This is a genomic window from Bacillus sp. TE9106W, assembly GCF_054062215.1.
In genome coordinates, this window is the sequence record NZ_JBSSFA010000006.1 from 216,492 (window position 1) to 234,714 (window position 18,223).

22 protein-coding genes are annotated in these 18,223 nt (G+C 34.3%); 15 read left to right on the plus strand and 7 right to left on the minus strand.

The annotated features are described in order from the left end of the window. Positions 1-9 precede the first annotated feature (9 nt). The 3 genes from ACVWY7_RS14140 to ACVWY7_RS14150 are packed head-to-tail and all read left to right on the plus strand — an operon-like array spanning position 10 to position 3,793. Positions 10-1,680, plus strand: coding sequence for an ABC transporter permease (locus ACVWY7_RS14140; RefSeq protein ID WP_000248180.1), 1,671 nt, complete (start codon positions 10-12; stop codon positions 1,678-1,680). Further along, complete coding sequence (locus ACVWY7_RS14145) at positions 1,677-2,939, plus strand: MBL fold metallo-hydrolase (RefSeq protein WP_456523837.1); 1,263 nt, start codon at positions 1,677-1,679, stop codon at positions 2,937-2,939. Before ACVWY7_RS14140 ends, ACVWY7_RS14145 begins: the two co-directional genes overlap by 4 nt. A 20-nt stretch (positions 2,940-2,959) precedes the next feature. Beyond that, the gene (locus tag ACVWY7_RS14150) at positions 2,960-3,793 is read left to right on the plus strand and encodes a hypothetical protein (protein WP_000755326.1); all 834 of its coding nucleotides are present in this window, start codon (positions 2,960-2,962) and stop codon (positions 3,791-3,793) included. 48 nt (positions 3,794-3,841) lie between these two features. On the opposite strand, the gene ACVWY7_RS14155 is transcribed toward ACVWY7_RS14150, so the two are convergent. Next, the gene (locus ACVWY7_RS14155) at positions 3,842-4,264 is read right to left on the minus strand and encodes a YfmQ family protein (protein ID WP_000214573.1); all 423 of its coding nucleotides are present in this window, start codon (positions 4,262-4,264) and stop codon (positions 3,842-3,844) included. Between the two features lie 41 nt (positions 4,265-4,305). Here ACVWY7_RS14155 and ACVWY7_RS14160 point away from each other — a divergent pair, with 41 nt between their 5' ends. The 7 genes from ACVWY7_RS14160 to ACVWY7_RS14190 all read left to right on the plus strand — a co-directional run bounded on the left by ACVWY7_RS14160 (position 4,306) and on the right by ACVWY7_RS14190 (position 8,523). Next, complete coding sequence (locus tag ACVWY7_RS14160; protein ID WP_033671625.1) at positions 4,306-4,422, plus strand: hypothetical protein; 117 nt, start codon at positions 4,306-4,308, stop codon at positions 4,420-4,422. A 65-nt stretch (positions 4,423-4,487) separates the two neighbouring features. Beyond that, complete coding sequence (locus ACVWY7_RS14165) at positions 4,488-4,649, plus strand: hypothetical protein (RefSeq protein ID WP_000108701.1); 162 nt, start codon at positions 4,488-4,490, stop codon at positions 4,647-4,649. A 160-nt stretch (positions 4,650-4,809) separates the two neighbouring features. Then, on the plus strand, positions 4,810-5,445 hold the full coding sequence (locus tag ACVWY7_RS14170; protein ID WP_073522738.1) for a cupin domain-containing protein: 636 nt from the start codon (positions 4,810-4,812) through the stop codon (positions 5,443-5,445). 101 nt (positions 5,446-5,546) lie between these two features. After that, on the plus strand, positions 5,547-6,638 hold the full coding sequence (locus ACVWY7_RS14175) for a serine hydrolase (RefSeq protein ID WP_456523838.1): 1,092 nt from the start codon (positions 5,547-5,549) through the stop codon (positions 6,636-6,638). Positions 6,639-6,688: 50 nt separating this feature from the next. Next, complete coding sequence (locus ACVWY7_RS14180; protein ID WP_456523841.1) at positions 6,689-7,330, plus strand: DUF3885 domain-containing protein; 642 nt, start codon at positions 6,689-6,691, stop codon at positions 7,328-7,330. A gap of 158 nt (positions 7,331-7,488) precedes the next feature. Further along, positions 7,489-8,064 (plus strand): histidine phosphatase family protein, encoded by a 576-nt coding sequence (locus ACVWY7_RS14185; RefSeq protein WP_456523839.1) that lies wholly within the window; start codon positions 7,489-7,491, stop codon positions 8,062-8,064. 87 nt (positions 8,065-8,151) lie between these two features. After that, the gene (locus ACVWY7_RS14190) at positions 8,152-8,523 is read left to right on the plus strand and encodes a hypothetical protein (RefSeq protein WP_000461776.1); all 372 of its coding nucleotides are present in this window, start codon (positions 8,152-8,154) and stop codon (positions 8,521-8,523) included. 18 nt (positions 8,524-8,541) lie between these two features. Here the strand turns inward: ACVWY7_RS14190 and ACVWY7_RS14195 are convergent, their stop codons facing one another. From ACVWY7_RS14195 to ACVWY7_RS14205, 3 genes are read right to left on the minus strand one after another with little or no spacing between them, the layout of a single operon-like run. After that, positions 8,542-9,402 carry an alpha/beta hydrolase gene (locus tag ACVWY7_RS14195; RefSeq protein ID WP_456523840.1) on the minus strand — a complete coding sequence of 287 codons (861 nt, stop codon included), beginning with the start codon at positions 9,400-9,402 and terminating at the stop codon, positions 8,542-8,544. A 36-nt stretch (positions 9,403-9,438) separates the two neighbouring features. Further along, positions 9,439-9,768 carry a DUF3147 family protein gene (locus tag ACVWY7_RS14200; protein ID WP_098613266.1) on the minus strand — a complete coding sequence of 110 codons (330 nt, stop codon included), beginning with the start codon at positions 9,766-9,768 and terminating at the stop codon, positions 9,439-9,441. Further along, on the minus strand, positions 9,752-10,162 hold the full coding sequence (locus ACVWY7_RS14205) for a MarR family winged helix-turn-helix transcriptional regulator (RefSeq protein WP_000651918.1): 411 nt from the start codon (positions 10,160-10,162) through the stop codon (positions 9,752-9,754). The genes ACVWY7_RS14200 and ACVWY7_RS14205 overlap by 17 nt, the downstream gene beginning before the upstream one ends. Before the next feature lie 124 nt (positions 10,163-10,286). On the opposite strand from ACVWY7_RS14205, the gene ACVWY7_RS14210 reads away from it, so the two are divergent. After that, positions 10,287-11,114, plus strand: a complete 828-nt coding sequence (locus tag ACVWY7_RS14210; protein ID WP_033681754.1) for a protein phosphatase 2C domain-containing protein — start codon at positions 10,287-10,289, stop codon at positions 11,112-11,114. A gap of 42 nt (positions 11,115-11,156) precedes the next feature. Here ACVWY7_RS14210 and asnB read toward each other — a convergent pair whose 3' ends face one another. Continuing rightward, complete coding sequence (gene asnB / locus ACVWY7_RS14215; RefSeq protein WP_000334036.1) at positions 11,157-12,980, minus strand: asparagine synthase (glutamine-hydrolyzing); 1,824 nt, start codon at positions 12,978-12,980, stop codon at positions 11,157-11,159. 264 nt (positions 12,981-13,244) lie between these two features. Between asnB and ACVWY7_RS14220 the strand changes: the two genes are divergently transcribed. Together ACVWY7_RS14220 and ACVWY7_RS14225 are read left to right on the plus strand one after the other, a co-directional pair. Beyond that, entirely contained in the window at positions 13,245-13,811 is a 567-nt protein-coding gene (locus ACVWY7_RS14220) for a sigma-70 family RNA polymerase sigma factor (RefSeq protein WP_000840043.1), read from the plus strand. Beyond that, entirely contained in the window at positions 13,808-14,914 is a 1,107-nt protein-coding gene (locus ACVWY7_RS14225) for a DUF4179 domain-containing protein (protein ID WP_000653141.1), read from the plus strand. Before ACVWY7_RS14220 ends, ACVWY7_RS14225 begins: the two co-directional genes overlap by 4 nt. A gap of 39 nt (positions 14,915-14,953) precedes the next feature. Here the strand turns inward: ACVWY7_RS14225 and ACVWY7_RS14230 are convergent, their stop codons facing one another. Further along, positions 14,954-16,027, minus strand: a complete 1,074-nt coding sequence (locus ACVWY7_RS14230; RefSeq protein WP_002080068.1) for a WD40/YVTN/BNR-like repeat-containing protein — start codon at positions 16,025-16,027, stop codon at positions 14,954-14,956. A 190-nt stretch (positions 16,028-16,217) separates the two neighbouring features. Between ACVWY7_RS14230 and ACVWY7_RS14235 the strand changes: the two genes are divergently transcribed. Next, entirely contained in the window at positions 16,218-17,117 is a 900-nt protein-coding gene (locus ACVWY7_RS14235; RefSeq protein WP_105989128.1) for a cation diffusion facilitator family transporter, read from the plus strand. Between the two features lie 194 nt (positions 17,118-17,311). Further along, positions 17,312-17,482, plus strand: a complete 171-nt coding sequence (gene fbpA, locus ACVWY7_RS14240) for a Fur-regulated basic protein FbpA (RefSeq protein WP_000098301.1) — start codon at positions 17,312-17,314, stop codon at positions 17,480-17,482. A 56-nt stretch (positions 17,483-17,538) separates the two neighbouring features. On the opposite strand, the gene ACVWY7_RS14245 is transcribed toward fbpA, so the two are convergent. After that, positions 17,539-18,210, minus strand: coding sequence for a GntR family transcriptional regulator (locus ACVWY7_RS14245; protein WP_105989163.1), 672 nt, complete (start codon positions 18,208-18,210; stop codon positions 17,539-17,541). Between the last annotated feature and the right edge of the window lie 13 nt (positions 18,211-18,223).

The window sequence follows — 18,223 nt, forward strand, 5'->3', positions numbered from 1 at the left end:
GGTGATTACATGGTAAATCGATTCGTATCAGTAAGGCAAGTTGGAATGACGGTAGCTTTGTTACTTGTGGCGATGTTAATCGTCATTCCGCTTTTTCTCATTTTACTTTCTAGTGTATATGAAAATAGTAGTTGGAATTTTTTAAAGCCGTTTGAAGTGATGCAGAGTGGTGGATTAGCTGGCATTTTTCTAAACTCGATGCTTTTAGGTGTACTCGTAGTAATAGGAGCAACTATCTTTGCATTTCCATTAGCTTTCATTATGAGCAAAACAGATGTTGGAAAGCATAGTAAGTTAGATATTGTTTTTATGATTCCATTTATGACTCCGCCGTATATTGGATCGATGGGATGGATCTTGTTCATGCAACCGAACGGCTATTTCGAACAGTTTTTTCCGATGCTAAAGACGATTTCATCTTCGTTTTTTAGTTTAGGAGGTATGGTTTTAATTATGAGTTTGCATTTATTCCCATTCCTTTATTTCATGTTGAAAAACACGTTACTTCAAATTGGGAGTAGTAAAGAAGAAGCCGCAGCAGTTCATGGCGGAAGCTTTTTCTATCGTTTAAGAAAAATAATATTGCCGTTATTAGTATCAAGTTATGTAATGGGTGCTTTACTCATTTTCGTAAAGACGATTGCTGAATTTGGAACACCGGCTACATTCGGGCGGAGAATCGGATTTCACGTGCTGACTTCAGAAATTCATAAATTTATTTCAAGTTGGCCGATTGATTTTAGTAGTGCAACAGCATTATCTTCTTTATTACTTAGTGCATGTATGCTCATTTGGTATATGCAAAATGTATTGAATCGAAAGTATTCATATGCAATGGTTAGTGGAAAAGGTGTGAAATCTAAAAGGTATACTTTGTCTATATTTGCGCGCGTTGTAGCATGGTTTTATGTAATTGGTTTATTAATCGTATCAATTGGAATCCCGTACTTTTCTATATTGATTGCTTCTTTATCGAAATTAAGAGGCGGCGGCTTACATGTAAATAACTTTACAACGAGCCATTATGAAGCATTATTTACAATTGGATCTCCAGGATTAGAGGCTTTATGGAACAGTTTTCTTTTTTCACTTATAACAGCGATTATTGCTGTTATGATTGGAGTGTTTCTAGCACTTATGATCCGAAAGGGGAAAAAGTCCTCTGAAAAATGGCTTGATATGTGCGGTATGTTACCGAATATGGTACCAGGAATCGTGATGGTTGTAGGGCTTATTTTATTTTGGAATTCCCCTTATATGCCCCTGTCCATTTACAATACACCAGTCATGGTAATCGTAACGTACGTTGTTCTTTTTTTACCTTATACGGTGCAGTATGTAAAAGCATCGCTTGGGCAAATCGATGATTCTCTCGTGCAGGCAGGAAGTATTTTTTCTGGAAATTATATTTATATTTTTAGAAAAATAATATTACCGCTTATTATCCCAGGTATTCTTGCCGGATGGGCGATGACATTTACAATCTCAATAAGGGAGTTAGTAGCATCGCTTCTCGTACTACCTCCATCAGTAGAGACGTCAGCAACATTTATTTTTGCTCAATTTGAACAAGGAGAAGTATCTATTGGAATGGCGATGGCTGTCGTTTCAGTTGGACTTACAACGCTATGTTTATTACTTCTGCAGCATATGGAGCAAAAACGAAAAGGGGTAGCATGATGAGGGTAGAAGTATGGGGAGGAGCGGGAGAATACGGTCGTTCCTGCTATTTCGTAAAAAATAAAGAGACAAAAATATTATTTGATTGTGGTATTAATCGATCATATGAGGATAGTTATCCAAAAATAGAGCGGGAAGTTGTACCGTTTTTAGATGCAGTATTTTTATCACATATTCATGAAGATCATACGATGGGCTTACCTTTATTAGCGAAGTATGGATATAAGAAAAAAATCTGGACAACTCGTTATACGAAGGAGCAACTTCCCGCTTATTATGAAAAATGGAGAAACTACAATGTGATGCAAGGATGGAATGTGCCATATAACGACCAAAATGTGAAAGATTTAAATTATATATATGTTGATGAGATTAGTAATCCGAATGAATGGATACAGATTACTCCTACATTGCGGTTTCAATGGGGGTATAGTGGGCACGTATTAGGATCGGTTTGGTTTTTAGTGGATATGAGTCATACATATGTATTTTATTCTGGCGATTATTCAGCAGAGTCTAACATACTACGAGCGAATTTACCTGAGAAATTGCGCGGCGATATAAAAGTTGCAATTGTAGATGCTGCTTATCATACTGATGATGTTTCGCAACATGAACGAGTAAACGAACTATGTACAGAAATTGAACGAGCTGCGGGGAATAAAGGGGTAGCATTACTACCATTGCCACCCCTTGGTAGGGCGCAAGATATCGTATTGTATTTATATGAAAAATATAAAGAATTTCCCATTATAGTAGATCAGGAAATTTTAGATGGATTTGACGAGATGTTCGTATATAAAGATTGGATCAAAAATAATAAAGAACTTGAAGAGCTAATGGAGGGTTTAAAAAGAAACATAATAGTTATGGATGATGACGGCGGTACGCAACATAGTTATGGAATAGTTGTAATGAGTGATGCGAATATGCAAACGAAACGGGCTCAGTTATATTATGAACAAATTCGGCCTGAAGAAAGAAATTCTATTATCTTTACTGGGCATGTTGCGAAAGGGAGTTTTGCAGAAAAAGTTTTGAAAGAACGTATAGGTAAAGAATGTAGGGTGAAGCGAGTTCCATATAAAGTTCATCAAAGTATAAGAGATGTGAAAGAGATGTTAAATACATTATTACCGGAACATACGGTGTTAGTACACGCTTTAAAAGAGGATACAGATCGATTACAGAAAAAGCTTAGCACGGCAGGGTATGAAAATGTATATTCACTTACTATGGAACGTATAGAAGTTATTTAACATGTAAAGGGGATAGGTATATGAAAAAAGTATTTGTATTCGTGAGTATTTTCTTTTGTTGTTTCCTTTATAACGTTAAGGAAGGGTTTACTGCTAGTCCAATGAAACCTAGTTTTGAAGTAAAGTTATTATTAAAGCCAGAACAAGTACTAGGTCCTAACAAAGAGATGAAGCAAGATGTACTAGAGCATTTCCAGGCTGGTACAAATTATGAAAGAATACAAGTGCAATTTTTAGATACGGCAAATAAAAATTTAAGTAATGAAGGTTGGTTTGCTAGAATTCGAAAGAAAGAATTTAGTAAAGATTTTGAGCTAACATATAAAAAAAGATATCCTATTCCAAACGGTGTAATTCAAGATGCACTAGAAGTAGCTAAAAATGATGGATTTGATAGTAAAACCGATAACTATGATGCGGAAATAGATTGGGGATTTGAAAAGAAAACGTTAAGTATTTCAAATAAGAAAAGTTACAGTGCGAAAGGATATGGAGTACTTGATTTACCAAACGAACAAGCTGCTCAAAACATGTTAATAGAAAAGTTGCCAGGGAAAATGAACAAATGGTTGTATACGAATTGGGGAGAAGAAATGCTCAAAAATTCTCGTATTTATGGGCCTGTATTAATGAAAAGGTATACAGCTGAATTTGAAAACAGTAAAACGAATATTGAAGTTTGGCCACTTAGTAATACAGGGAAAATAGAAGATGATTTCGTAATAGAAGTATCGTTTAAAACAAATGAGGCAAGTATTGCAAAAGAACAAAGAGAATTATTAATGCAGAGCTTAGATCAAAAAGGATGGCTGTTACCGAAAGATAGTTTGAAGACAGAGCTTATTTTTCAGTGAATTGTAAAAAGGAATCCATATGCCATGGATTCCTTTTATATATGAGCACTAAGCTAAATCAGCTGATACGAACATATCATTATTTTGGAGGTTTTTAGAGCGTAAACTATAAGCAACGACCTTCTTTTTATGTTGCTTTACAACATCAACATGCTCTTCATGACTATAAATATAAAAGGTAAAATCTTTTTTGCCACGCTTTGCATTGATAATTAAAGGCGTACCCTCATTGTGTGGCGGTGCGTAATAGCGATCTAAAAATAAACCTTCGTTAAAATCATGAATAATTTTGGATTTCTTTTCGCCTTCTACGTTATTTCCATTGATTGTAACAGTCGCATTCGCTTCTTCAAGCTGTGGATGTGTTTCGTACTTACTAATAATGGATTCAATAACAGAGTTGGGAAGGCTAGAAACGATAATTTTAAATGCTCCAAATACAACTAACATTACAATAAACCAAGTCGTCATACTATATCATCCCCTTTTTTCTATTAAATAATATAACTCATATGGTAATAGTACATATGGTGAAGTTTTGTATAATTTGTGAAAAATATGCCGTTTTTACGAACGAAATATTAGAAAAATCAATTTTGTTACAAAAAGTTGAAATCGAAGTATTTTAAAAGAAAAAGGTTTATAATAAAAATATAACTAATAACCACATTACTAATTACAAGGAAGTGTAACTATGAGTACTGTAGCAATCGTGTATGGTATTATTCTTTCCACAATTATCGTTTTATTTTTCGTTGGGGTTTCACGTTATATTCATAAATGGAAAGAAGGCGTTGCGAAATTAAATCACATTGAAGAAGAACTTAGTGATTTAATGTTACATCATGGTAAGTAAAAAGTTTATTTTTAGCTAAATAATGTGAAGAATATCACAAAACATGCTCTCCTTATGAAGGCATGTTTTTTTGTTATGTGAATGATAGGCACATTCATGTTTTTTTTCCATACGATACAGTGTGAAAGCCGAAATGTTCGGAGTGGAAAAGAGGGATAAAATGAGTAGTTCAGGTTATGTTCCAGATAATAAAAATTTAAAGAAAAGCTCGGGAACTCCAAACCTTTTCTTTGATTCGAGAAAAAATGTCTTTTTTAAAAGAGATAAGAAAAACGTTGCATATGAAGTTACGTCAACGCAGTTACCAGCAATGATAGGTGGAGCGTTTGTTGATTTATTTATGACAAAAGGGCATATGCGGGAACCACATTGGCATCCGAATGCGTGGGAATTGGATGTTGTTGTATCAGGAGAAGCAGTTACATCTATCTTAAATCCCGAAACGAATCAATTGCAAAATTATCATGTGAAAGCGGGGCAAACTGTCTTTATTCCAATGGGATGGTGGCATTGGATCACAGCAGTAACAGAAGAAGTACAATTACATTTGTTCTTCAATAACGATCAGTTTGAAACAGCAGAAGGATCAGACATACTTAGATTAACACCGCCAGAAGTATTTCAAGCTGCATACGGGGTAAGTGCAGAAAAATTAGAGAAGGACCTTTCGCCAATTAAGGAGTCAGTTGTAATTGGTCCTCCTAACTCAAATCGTATAAGTAGCGTTAAAGAAAGTGACGAGTCAAATATAGTAGTTACGTTAAATGGACAAATAACACCATGTGAAATAGAATAACTCTTTCTTTTTTTAGGAAGAGTTATTCTATTTTGTATAATTTTGTAATATATTTCGTTATAATTATGATATAGAAGGGAATGTAGTAGAGGGGGCATATTGTGAACATATTAAAGATTATAGGAATTGTTGCAGGAGTCATTATAGTAGCCGTTATAGCTTTCTTTGTTATTATGAAGTACTATTTGTCAAAAGAAGATCCGAATTACGTATTAAAGTACATAAAAGAACATAAAGACGATGAAACCTGTTCATTATTTATTAAAAAAAATGGAGAAGTAATAACTTCTATAAATGAAAATAAAAAATTGCCATTAGCGAGTATGGCAAAAATCGTAATAGCAGTTGAATTTGCTAAGCAAGTATCAGAAGGAAAAATAAGTCGAGATGAACAAATTTCATTGCACGAGTTAGATAAATATTACGTTAAAGATACTGATGGTGGAGCGCATCCTGACTGGTTAGAAGATGCTAGAGCGAGAGAATTAGTGAAAAATGGACAGATTACTTTAGAAGAAGTAGCTAAAGGAATGATTCATTATAGCTCTAATGCAAATACGACATATTTGTTAGATAAGCTTGGAATAGAAAGAGTAAATGATAGTTTAAAAGAGTTAGAGCTTACTAGTCATGACAAGTTCTCTTCGTATACTGCTTCACTATATATGAGAGGGTATGTAGAAAAAGAGCTTCATGAGCCAGAAAATCAATCGTTAGAAATGATACGTAACATGTCAAAGGAAGAATATAATAAACATGTGTTACAAATTCATGAATGGATGAAAGATGAAGAAGAGTGGAAAAAACGGGATATTCCATTAAAGGTAGATATGGAATTTCAGCGAATTTGGTCAGATCGATTAGTGGGTGCAAACGCTAAAGATTATATGAGTATAATGGAAAAGATAAATAGTAGAAAGTATTTTCCAAAACCAATGCAAGAAGAAATCGAGAATATTTTCAAAGGAACAGTTAAAAATAGTAAGTTCGAATATGCTGGTCAAAAAGGTGGTTCTACCGCATTCGTATTGACAAAAAGCTTGTATACTACAGATAAGAAGGGGAATAAAGTAGAAGTTGTCATTATGTTTAACGATATAGAAGATCAAGTTGCATATCAAAAGCTGAGAAATAATGTAGATTATTTTATTCGAGACATTATAATAAGTGAGGAATTCAAGAATAAATTATAATAGAATAATTTTATTATGTAAACAAGATGCTATTAAAGGTAGGTGTTGAGATGAGGTTGAACGAGTATATGCTTGAAACGTTTCCAAGTTTAGAACTTAGACCACCTCTATTTTATAATGGGGATATTGGTATTCGCTTTAGATTAGGTGTGAACTATGATTGCAATAACATTTATGAAAACTGCCCATATTTAGAGGGCGTTTATAATAGAGCCATTACTTTATTTCAGTCTTTACATGCAACAGAAGATGATATTTATATCGTAGTGGATGTAAATGGCTATGCAGACGGTGAAACTTTTAAACACAAATTAAATATCTTTTCTAAGTATGTAAAAGCGAAGTCCGATTTGTTTAAGTTACAGAAAAATACAATCCCTTATGTTTTTCCAGAAGACGATGAAGACGGGGTATATAAAACACATAGATATATTTTGAAATGTAAAGTTTCTGACTTGAAATACATTCCTATGTTAAAAGCAATTTGTAATCAAGATATGGGAATAAAACCGCGTATTGTTCATAGGGTGTATTTCATAAATAGTAACAAGAATACTATATTTCACGTTTATGATGATAGAGGATGTGATGTATTAGCTACCTCTCCTAATACAATTAGGGATATTTATCATACATATAAGGATTGGATATTAGAATACGATAGAAATAAAATTGATAAAGTATTTAATTGAATGTAGTCTATTTTAATTGAGGGAAATACCATATGAGGTGTTTCCCTTTTATTAATATGAAAATCAATATTTAAATTTGACAGCACCTATTATAAAGGTAAAGGGATTTCATGGTAATGTATTGAATTTGGATAGAAACGGAAAAAGGAGATGAATAAATGACAACAATATATTTCGTTCGCCATGCCCACTCTACCTATACAAAAGAAGAACGGGAGCGTCCTTTATCTGAAAAAGGGCACTGTGATGCAGAGAATGTAATACACTTATTAAAAGATAAACATATTGACGTTGTGATTTCTAGCCCGTACAAAAGAGCAATTCAAACTGTACAAGGAATTGCGAATACATATCATGTATCAATAGAAATAGAAGAAGATTTACGAGAAAGGTTATTAAGTTCAGAGCCAGTAGCAGATTTTAATGATGCTATCGAGAATGTGTGGGAAGATTGGAGTTTTGCATACGAAGGCGGAGAATCCAATGATGTAGCACAAAGACGCGCTGTAATATGTATGCAAAGTATATTTAAAAAATATAAAGGTAAAAATATTGTAATAGGTACGCTTGGGAATATTATGGTATTACTTATGAATTATTTTGATTCAAAATATGATTTTCGATTTTGGAAAACACTTCGTATGCCCGATATATTTAAGTTGAATTTTCATAATGAAGATTTAGTTGCTGCCGAAAGGATAGAGAATACGGGTCATCAGATAAATAATTTGTAAAAGTTTATCAAAAAAGAGGAAAGAGAGATGTTATTGTAGAAGTATGACTTTGTAACATAAAAATATATGTTAAAGGAGGCTGTTTACATGTTTGAGAAAGAGAAAGAAGGGCTTATTGAAGTTCACAACGTTTATGAAATTGTACCACCAGATGGAACAATTATTGGTATGGCAACGGAAGAAGAAATGGAAATTGCTGCGGAACTAGAGCTGCAGTACTACGCCCATTCTCGTTTGTTAGAAGCAAATATTCAGTTAGACGGTTCCTCCTACAAAGAGTTACTTCAGGAGTTCCAGGAGTACGAAAGAAAATCAATGAGCTTTTGGCGATCAATACATAAGCGTTTAGCTGTGCCATGGGCATGGGTATTACGTATTGACGTTGCGAATGGTCCTATATATGTAAGTAATGGGAATTCGTATTACGAAGAAATCGATGATGAAGAAGATTATGAATAGATAAGTAAGGAAGCAGCTTTAGTTGCTTCCTTTTTTTATTGTTAGGGAGTGAACAGCTTCAATGATAATATCTGGTCGATCATTTTCTATTCCGTGACCAGCATGTTCAGCAAGTATATATTGGCTATTCATTGAGAGTTGTAATTGTTCATGAATCAGCTCTTGCCACATTGTTTCAAGTTGTATGGCTTCCTCTTTTGGCATGCTGCCCTCAGTCAACTGAGTAATAGAATATTGAGGGTCTCTACCGATAACGATTAATGGTATTTCTAATGTTTTATATAGCTCTTTTAGTGAAAGAGCACAGTTTTTCCACTCCGATAGTTCAGAAGCTGTCGCTTTATATAGTGAAGGAGAGGTAGAAAATTCAATTTGTTGTCTTGATTGACCGGCTAGCATAGGTTTTAGTTCATTAGAAAGCATGTCTACATCCATTTTGGAATATGTATTATATTTTTGAAGCCACATATCATCCGAATCCGTTTGATCAGAAATTGGTAAATGAAGTTCATCTAATCGGTGTAAGTTCATGGAAGTAGAATCAACTAAAATAAGTGCTTGCAACTTATCTTCATGTAACATCGTAAAATGTTGTGCGCATAAGCCTCCGTAGGAATGACCAATTAGAATGATAGGCTCGTGAATAGCTAATTTCTGTAATAACATATGTAATTCTTTTGTCACTTGCCTTATAGTACGCGAATCATTTCCTAGATCACTTTTTCCGTAACCTGGGCGATGGTATGAAACGACTGTAAAGTGTTGTGAAAGCTTTTCTATAATAGGAAACCAATCATAAAATGAGCAACCCATTCCGGTTTGAATGACTACAGTTTGTGTATTACATCCTTTTATATATACTTCTATAGTTTGCCCCAATACTTCTACAAATTTATAAATAGTAAACCCTCCTAACTAAGCTTGAAATAATTTTTGACAAGCAAAAACAATGCACCAAACACCTATACCAAGTAGGACAGAGGTACTAAGTGAAAACGAGTTTTTTAAACCAATATAGACGATAAATAATAATAGTGCGGATGCAGGAAATCCATATAATACACCTAAAGCAAATTGACTTAATTCTTGTTTGTTTCCGCCTTCGAAAGAAATCCAAAATAGGCTCAGTAAACTTACGAGAGGAAGGGCAGCAATAAAGCCGCCTATCGTACTATAATGTTTAGCGACTTCAGTAATAACACCGATAATAAGTGCTGAAACGATTACTTTAACGAGGAAATGCATATTTTGCCTCCTTCGCTAATAATGAAAAAGCTTTTTCAATTAATTGTTGTTCCTCTTTCGATAACTGCGATTCTAATATTTTTATCTTTTCTTTATCTAGTAAAGTATGCTTTTCTAATACTTCAATGCCTTCTTTCGTTAAAGTAAGGTTCACAACTCTTTCATCTTGTTTGTTTCTTTCTTTCATGATAAATCCTTTTTGAATAAGACGCTTTACGTGTTCAGATGCTGTGTTATGAGAGAGAGTAAGCTCAGTAGCGACTTTTCCAATTGTTATTTCTTTCTCACGAGAAACGATTTGTAAAATACGAATAGCTTGGTGAGAAAGATTGTCTTCATATTCATATCGTAAGTGATAATAAATGTTCTCCCAATGCTGATTAATGTCTTTCATAATAATAAATCCTCCTGTTTTTATATCGTATATTAAGATATATTCGTTAGTGTAGAAATAAAATCCTTTTATTTGGATAAAAAATGTTGAAAAAGTTTATTTTTATTGAAATATAAGGTAATCTATGTGTAAAGGTATACATTTAGCAAGAGAGAGGATGATAGCTGTGAATACATTCAAATGGATGAGTCATGAACAGATGTATGTAGATGAAATACATGTTGAAAAATGTGGTCCTCTTTCAGTCGGCGTATATGGGGGAAATCAAGAGAGTGATGCATATGAACGAGGAGATGCGGTGCTTGCTTGGTGGGATCCTGAATTACAATTTGAATTTGTTATGATTTTTGATACACACCACAAAACAAAAAATATAGATTATATAATAGAAGCAATTTCAGAAAGAAAAGAGAAACTAAGAGAGTTATTTTCTTACCCGATACATTTAGCTTTTCATCATACACATATGTACTTGTTAGCGTTATTTACAGATGAGTTGTTTATTGAAAAATGTGATCAAGATGATGAGGAACTTGCATGCTTAATATGTTTGCGAAAAGGTGAATTTTTATATTGGTTATCAGTTGGTAATTGTTTCGCATATTTATTCCATTCTGACAAAACGAAGAATGGGAAAGGGCGATTAAATAAGCGGAAGAATTACGAATATATCGGTAGGAAAAATATTTTCGCAGCAAATACACCTTGCTTTACGTCAGGTGTAAGAGGATTAGAAAAAGGAATGAATCACATTGTAATGGCAACGGACGGTATTTTAGAGTGTGATAAACGAAGGTTTGATGATGATCAATCTTTAGTAGAAATATTGCATGACGGAAGTTGCTTACAGATTGAACCGGTATTAACAAATGTACTGCAGTGGAAAGGTAGAGATTGTGCCACAATTATTGGATGGTCCATTGACACTGAAAATAAACGATGTGCTAATTAATATAAAAGGAGTTCAAGGTTTTTATCCTTGAACTCCTTTTTGTTAAGCGATATGAATATGATATGTTTTTAACCATTCGTTTACCTGTAGCATGTATTCCATAGCACTTCTTGCTTCGAAATTGTTAATTTCTTTATTACTTTGATTGGCAATGGCAAGTAATGTGGAATGATTAATAAGTGAGAAAATAGGGTTGTTTTTATTACTACACATTTCAAGTGTTAAATTCCGGATTGTTTGTAAATAATGTGGGTCTTGTGAAGTTGGATACGCACTTTTTCTTCTATTGCGTACATCGTCAGGTAAAGCAGGTTTCAGTGCTCTACGTAAAATACCTTTTTCAATATTATCAATGCTTTTTATGTTGAAAGGAACGTTCCATAAATATTCAACTAATCGATAATCGCAAAACGGTACACGAACTTCAAATCCTACAGCCATACTCATACGATCTTTACGGTCAAGTAAGAACGGAAGAAATCTCGTTAAAAATAAATAAAACATTTGACGTTGTTTCGCGGATTTTTTACTTTCGCCTTCAAGAGTAGGTACTTCAAGTATCGCTTCTTGGAAGCGTGTATCAATATAGTTTTCTAGATTACATTGGTTACTTACTTCATGTAGTAGAAGAGGAGATGTATTTTTCCAATTTGTTAGCCAAGGAAACTTATCGACATATAGTAATTCTTCTTGATGGAACCAAGGGTATCCACCGAATACTTCATCAGCAGATTCGCCGGATAAAGCTACGGTCGCATCTTTTTTCATTTCGCAAAATAGTAAATATAGTGAAGTTTCCATTTCGCCAGCGCTCGGTAAATCTTTTGCACGGAGGGGAACGAATAAGTGATTAGCTAATTCTTCAGCATTCACAATAATATCATGATGAGATGTCCCTACATGTTCAGAAACGCGTTTTACCCAAGGAGCATCTAAACCAGTGCGAGCAAATGTCAGCTCGAAATCTTTTGCGCTATTTACAAAGTCAACGGAATACGTATGAAGTGTTTTATTTTCAGCAGCAAATTCTTTCCCTGCTAGTGCAGTAATACCGCTAGAATCTAACCCTCCTGATAACATGCAAACGAGAGGGACGTCGGCGATTAATTGTCTTTTTACTGTATCTTGTAAAATAGATAAAATATGTGATGATGTATCTTCTATAGAATCTGTATGGACCTTACTTTCTAAATTCCAATACTTCGTAACTACTTTTTTATCACGTGTAAATGTTATAGAATGTCCGGCACGCACTTCTTGAATATGTTTAAAGACGCCACATCCTGGAGTTCGAAATAAGCCTAATCCAAATATTTCATTTATGCCATCCGCATCAATTTCAGCAGGAACAGATGGATGAGCTAATAATGCTTTTATTTCAGATGCGAAAATAATGCTGTCATTTCTTTCAGTATAAAAGAGCGGTTTTACACCTAAATGATCACGTGCTAAAAACAGTTGTTGCTTCTGATCATCCCATAAGGCGAAAGCGAAAATGCCGTTTAAATGTTGCACGCAGTCTTCTTTCCATTCTAAATAAGCATGTAATAACACTTCTGTATCTGAATGCGTTTCAAATGTATGACCACATTTTTGAAGTTGTTCCCTCAGCTCACGGAAATTATAAATTTCTCCATTATAAGTAAGAGCATACGTATAACCACCAGCACGAAATGTCTTCGGCTGTGTCCCGCCTTCTGGATCAATTACAATTAAACGGCGGTGTGCAAAAGCCGCGCGAGGTGAAAACCAAAATCCTTCAGCATCAGGACCGCGATGCTGAATACGATTTGCCATCTTTTTTAAAATAACATGTTCATTAGAAAGGTCCTTATTCCAATTTACCCAACCTGTAATTCCACACATACACATCTCATCTCCTAATTTTAAATAGTAGGTTAACGAAATAAAATGTACACTAAGTTAAAGAATGACTATATAAATAGTGTACTACATGAATCAAATTGCAGACTTGAGAAAATTTTCTTGTAATGCATAGTTATGTGAGACAATGGCTAAGGGAAAGTATTCCATTACATACAAAAAATAATAAAAAGATGAGAGAAAATATTTTTTTAGACGTTATATAGGGTGTAAAAGCTTTTACAAAAAAATAAGGGGAATCGCTACATGAAATCAAATGAGAAAAATTATATAAAAAGATTACAACGGCAAAAAGAAGATGCGCTAGAATTTGTTGTCGATACATATTTACCACTCATAAAGGGAATCACGCACAAAGTTCTTCTTCCAGTTCAAAATGATGGATTAATAGAGGAATGTGTAAACGATATATTTCTTTCCATATGGAATAACGCAAATAAATTTCATGGAGAACCAAATGATTTTAAAAAATGGATTGCGGCAATTGCGAAGTTTAAAGCAATTGATTATTACCGGAAAGCGACTAAAAAAGTAGAAATTATTTCGGATGAGTTTCATATTAGTACAGAAAAGTCGGCAGAAGACGAATTAATTGTTATGGAAGATAGAGAAGAATTATTGAAGCTTATTAATCAATTAGAACCGCTAGATCAAAAAGTATTCATTATGAAATATCTTCTCGGTATGAAGACAGAGGAAATAGGTGACAAGTTAGGATTAACCCGGGCAGCAATCGATAATCGAGTGTACCGTGGGAAAAAGAAACTACAACAAAATGCTACGAATATTAGTTTTGGAGGTAGTGTAATATGAAAGACATTTATGAACTATTAAATGATATTGATATAGATGAGAAAGAACTTGAGGAAATTGAGGCTTCTGAAATTGAAAAAGAAAAAGTGAAGCGTAATGTAAAACAATCTATTCGTACGAAGAAAAAGATGAAAAGTTGGAAAAAAGGCGTTGCTGCTGCATCTATTTTAGTCGGCGTATCGGTTGCCATGCTTGGCATCGGATTTCCGACATACGCTGGAGGATTACCAATAGTAGGGGACATATTCCGGTTTTTAGATAATGGTAGAACAGGGTTATATGAAAATTATAAAGAGTTTTCGACTGAATTGAATATGACGAGGGAGAGTAATGGGGTTAAGGTTACAATTAATGATGCTGTGTTCGATGGTAGAACAATCACAATCACATACTCTATTGAGAGTGATAAAGATTTAGGTGAGAAGCCAAATATATTTGGATATCCGCAGGTGATGGGGTTTAATGGTGGGGGAGGAAGCTCTCAAGTAACAAAAGTTGGAGAGAAAAAGTACGTAGGTATGATTACAATGAGTGGTAATAGTAGTAAAAGGTTAGATGTTGCAAATGTTTGGTGGAATATGGAAGAGATTGAGTTGGATTATAAAGGTAATTCAATTAAGGGGAATTGGAACTTCGCACTTAGTTTAAAAGCAATGGAGAGTAAAGAAGTAAAGGTTAATGGGGTTTCTGAAAATGAATTAATAAAAGTAAATATAGACAAAATGGAAGTAACTCCGATGTCATTTATCGTTTTTTTCAATCAGGAAGAATCTAAAGTATTAAGAAGTATATGGGATAGCGCTGATGTGGAATTAGAAATAAAAGATGATTTAGGAAATAAATATGCTGGTGAAGGAAATGGCGGAACTAGTACAGTAGCAGAACCGCACAAAAGTAGTTGGAGTGCTATATTCCAAAAATTGAACAAAAACGCTACGAAGCTTATCGTTACACCCCATGTGAACTTACGAGTACATACACCAGAAAACTTTGGTGGAGTGGAATTTATTAATGGTATCGAGAAGAAAATTGAAGTGCCGAATAAAGAAGCGAAAAAGAAAGATATTGTCTTAGATAATATCGTTATTGATTTAAAGAAATAAAAGAGAGACCGCCTAAAACATTAGGCAGTCTTTTTTTCGTTAAGGAGTAGTAACAAGTAATGCATGCGGATGCTGCGTTTTATACTCATCTTTCCACGGAATGTTTAGTTGTTCCCACGATTCGCCGCTATCATTGGATTGAAACACGCCGTTGTTATTTAAAGTGTAAAATGTATGTGGTTCTGCTTCGTTTGTCGCAAACATCGAAATGACTGTACCAATTGCAGGTGGTAGTCCTTGTTGTACTTGTTCGAAAGGAGTATCTTTCGTTTTACGATAAATATAAGATTCATAAGGAATACGGTGATGAGCGAGATCTGCACTCGGTGCGGCAGAAACGAGAATTGTATTACAATCAGCTGGATCGATAGCCATGCTATATAAATAATGATGTTCAAGTCCTTCACTGCGTGAGATCCAGCTGTTTCCACTGTTATAACTTTCAAGGTATGCGCGATCAGGTCCGCCCATAAATCCGTCACCACATGATGCATAAAGGCGATTTGGTGCTTCAGGATGCATAAGTAATTGATGCGCATCGATAGGAGCACCGAATTTTTTATCAATCCATGTATGCCCTTTATCGTTACTTTGAATAACAGCACCAGCTTCAATTGAAACATGAATTGTATTCGGATTCTGTGGATCCACTGTAATCCAGCGTACGTGATGGGTGAAAGGTCTAGGCGGAAAAGCCCACGTATAAGAAGATAATAATGATTTCATATTTTTCAGTTCCGTCCACGTTTCACCACCATTTTCTGAACGGAATAAAGCGCTCGGTTCTGTGCCGACATAAACGACGCCATATCCGTTAACTTTTTCATTCGGGCTTATCGTAATGGAAGTGATAGAAGAGTGTAAAATACCATCTTCTTTTGGAAAATCAAAGTAACGATAAGAATCTCCAATCGGTCTCCATGAATCTCCGCTATCATCACTTAACCAGAGACCTCGTCCAAATGTTCCGCAATATACACGATTCTTTTGAAATGGATCAACAGCGATACAGGTAGGTTGCATATTTTGTAAGTGATATGCGGTTTCATAGTTACCATAGCGTTCTTTTACAACGATAAGTTCACGTTCCATACAGAGAAATAGTCGTTTCAATTCAATAACCTCCTTCAAATTTCTTTCATTAGTAAACAATATGAAGCTGAAAAAGAAGTAGTCTTATTTTTTGTTGAGAAAAAGGACTTGTTTGAAAAGTATCGAAGTGTGTATACAGAGGAAGCGGGATAAAGATAGGGAATTTGTTTCATACTAATGTACAGATATTGCACTTAAAGGAGCATTTTGTATGGGACATTCGCATGATCATGGGCATTCTAAAAATAAAAAAGCGTTACTACTTGCATTCTTACTAACAACAAGTTTTATGATTGCTGAAGTTATTGGGGGATTTGTAACAAATAGTTTAGCACTACTATCTGACGCGGGGCATATGTTAAGTGATGCGGTATCTTTAGCTTTAAGTTTACTTGCGTTTAAGCTCGGAGAAAAAACAGCAACAGCTGCGAAAACATACGGGTATAAGCGAGTCGAAATGTTAGCGGCATTATGTAACGGTGTCGTCCTTATTGTCATTTCAATATACATTTTTATTGAAGCAATTCGCCGTTTTAAAGAACCAGTTGAGATTGCTAGTAATGGGATGCTTATTATTGCTGTACTTGGTCTACTTATTAATATTTTATCAGCTTGGATATTAATGAGAGGCGGAGATGTAAAGGGGAATTTGAATGTAAGAAGTGCTTTCTTACACGTATTAGGCGATCTATTAGGATCAGTTGGAGCGATTATTGCTGCGTTACTTATTAAATTTTTCGGATGGACTGCTGCAGATGCGATTGCTAGTATTCTTGTGTCTATTTTAGTCATTATTAGTGGATGGCGTGTAACACGTGATACGGTCCATATATTAATGGAAGGTGCACCGCAGAACATAAATGTTGAAGAGGTAAAAAGTACATTGTTAAATATTACGGTTGTAAAAGAAGTTCATGATTTGCACATATGGTCTGTCACATCGGATTTTCAAGTATTAACTTGCCACTTGATTATTAAAGGAAATGAAACACAAAGTGTATTAAAAGAGGCTACGGATGTATTAAAGGAGAAGTTTCATGTAGAACATGTCACCATTCAAGTAGAAATAGATGGTGAATTTCATCATAGTGAGACAACTTGCAAAGTATGAAAGAAAAAGGATAAGAAAAAGTGTCATAACATTTTTCGCGCGGCATACATATATATAATGTGGCCACAAATACTTTGCAAGGTAAATATTTCATGAAATTACTTTACTTATAAAGAGTCATCTTTTATAATCAAAAGTGGTAATTGATAAAGATTATCATTTTCAATAATCGTAGAAAGGAGTTTTTTTAAAAGATGAGTAGTCAACTCCGTTTTGCTGTTGAAAATCGTAAGAGGCATTTAATTGATGAGTTAATTGGAGCAGGTGTGTTTAAAATTCGCGATCGACAATTATACGAGCTGTCTTTAGAGGAATTAGAAAAAGAATACGAAGATATGGAAGATTATGCAGATATTCAGGCATAACTATATAGATTAGTAAAAGGAGAGCTGGTTACGATTTTATGTAGCCAGCTCTCTTTCTATTTCGTAGAAATTATTTTTTGTATTTCTTTCATTGGACGGAGCCAGTTTTGAGTCATCATTTGTTCCATTTGTTTTTCATCCTGCTTCTGCAGTGCTTGAATGATAGCGTGATGTTCATCAATAGATTGACTTGCTGGAACAAAGTTTTGGAAAAATAAATATTCAAGGCGTAAAACGTGAAGTTGCATATTTTCTAGAAAGGGTTCAATATATTGATTTTTAGCAATAGAAGAAATTGCATTGTGAAATTGTATATCTAATTCTAAAGCTTGCTTTGCGTTTTTTTTCTCTATAGAGTACTGAAAATCATTATTTATTTCAGAAAGTAGTTTCAAATCAGCTTCTGTAGTGTGTTGAAGTGCTTGCTTACCTATAATAGAGTGAAGACCAGCCATCGTTTCATAAATAATAGGTATATCGTCTAACTTAATAGGAGCAATTTTTGTTTTTTGCCCAGGTACCATTTCAACTAATCCAGAAAGCTCTAATATTTGAAGGGCTTCTCTTACAGGTGTTCTACTTACGCCTAGTGCTTCAGCCAATTCCCCATCATTAATTTTTTCATCGGGCTTCAGTACACCTTCAATAATCCAATCTTGTAGTTGATTTAAAACGAGTGATTTTGCCGAAACTCTTCCTTGTTTTTTATAATTTTGAGGGATAGGCATAGTGAATTCAATC

Bases quoted from the DNA above. Each gene is read 5' to 3' on its own strand.
- ACVWY7_RS14150 (WP_000755326.1), top strand. From the start codon at position 2,960: ATGAAAAAAGTATTTGTATTCGTGAGTATTTTCTTTTGTTGTTTCCTT.
- fbpA (WP_000098301.1), top strand. From the start codon at position 17,312: ATGAGTAGTCAACTCCGTTTTGCTGTTGAAAATCGTAAGAGGCATTTA.
- ACVWY7_RS14225 (WP_000653141.1), top strand. From the start codon at position 13,808: ATGAAAGACATTTATGAACTATTAAATGATATTGATATAGATGAGAAA.
- asnB (WP_000334036.1), bottom strand. From the start codon at position 12,980: ATGTGTGGAATTACAGGTTGGGTAAATTGGAATAAGGACCTTTCTAAT.
- ACVWY7_RS14160 (WP_033671625.1), top strand. From the start codon at position 4,306: ATGGTAATAGTACATATGGTGAAGTTTTGTATAATTTGTGAAAAATAT.
- ACVWY7_RS14185 (WP_456523839.1), top strand. From the start codon at position 7,489: ATGACAACAATATATTTCGTTCGCCATGCCCACTCTACCTATACAAAA.
- ACVWY7_RS14165 (WP_000108701.1), top strand. From the start codon at position 4,488: ATGAGTACTGTAGCAATCGTGTATGGTATTATTCTTTCCACAATTATC.
- ACVWY7_RS14190 (WP_000461776.1), top strand. From the start codon at position 8,152: ATGTTTGAGAAAGAGAAAGAAGGGCTTATTGAAGTTCACAACGTTTAT.
- ACVWY7_RS14140 (WP_000248180.1), top strand. From the start codon at position 10: ATGGTAAATCGATTCGTATCAGTAAGGCAAGTTGGAATGACGGTAGCT.
- ACVWY7_RS14180 (WP_456523841.1), top strand. From the start codon at position 6,689: ATGAGGTTGAACGAGTATATGCTTGAAACGTTTCCAAGTTTAGAACTT.
- ACVWY7_RS14155 (WP_000214573.1), bottom strand. From the start codon at position 4,264: ATGACGACTTGGTTTATTGTAATGTTAGTTGTATTTGGAGCATTTAAA.
- ACVWY7_RS14200 (WP_098613266.1), bottom strand. From the start codon at position 9,768: ATGCATTTCCTCGTTAAAGTAATCGTTTCAGCACTTATTATCGGTGTT.
- ACVWY7_RS14235 (WP_105989128.1), top strand. From the start codon at position 16,218: ATGGGACATTCGCATGATCATGGGCATTCTAAAAATAAAAAAGCGTTA.
- ACVWY7_RS14205 (WP_000651918.1), bottom strand. From the start codon at position 10,162: ATGAAAGACATTAATCAGCATTGGGAGAACATTTATTATCACTTACGA.
- ACVWY7_RS14210 (WP_033681754.1), top strand. From the start codon at position 10,287: ATGTGTAAAGGTATACATTTAGCAAGAGAGAGGATGATAGCTGTGAAT.
- ACVWY7_RS14170 (WP_073522738.1), top strand. From the start codon at position 4,810: ATGAGTAGTTCAGGTTATGTTCCAGATAATAAAAATTTAAAGAAAAGC.
- ACVWY7_RS14245 (WP_105989163.1), bottom strand. From the start codon at position 18,210: ATGCCTATCCCTCAAAATTATAAAAAACAAGGAAGAGTTTCGGCAAAA.
- ACVWY7_RS14220 (WP_000840043.1), top strand. From the start codon at position 13,245: ATGAAATCAAATGAGAAAAATTATATAAAAAGATTACAACGGCAAAAA.
- ACVWY7_RS14145 (WP_456523837.1), top strand. From the start codon at position 1,677: ATGATGAGGGTAGAAGTATGGGGAGGAGCGGGAGAATACGGTCGTTCC.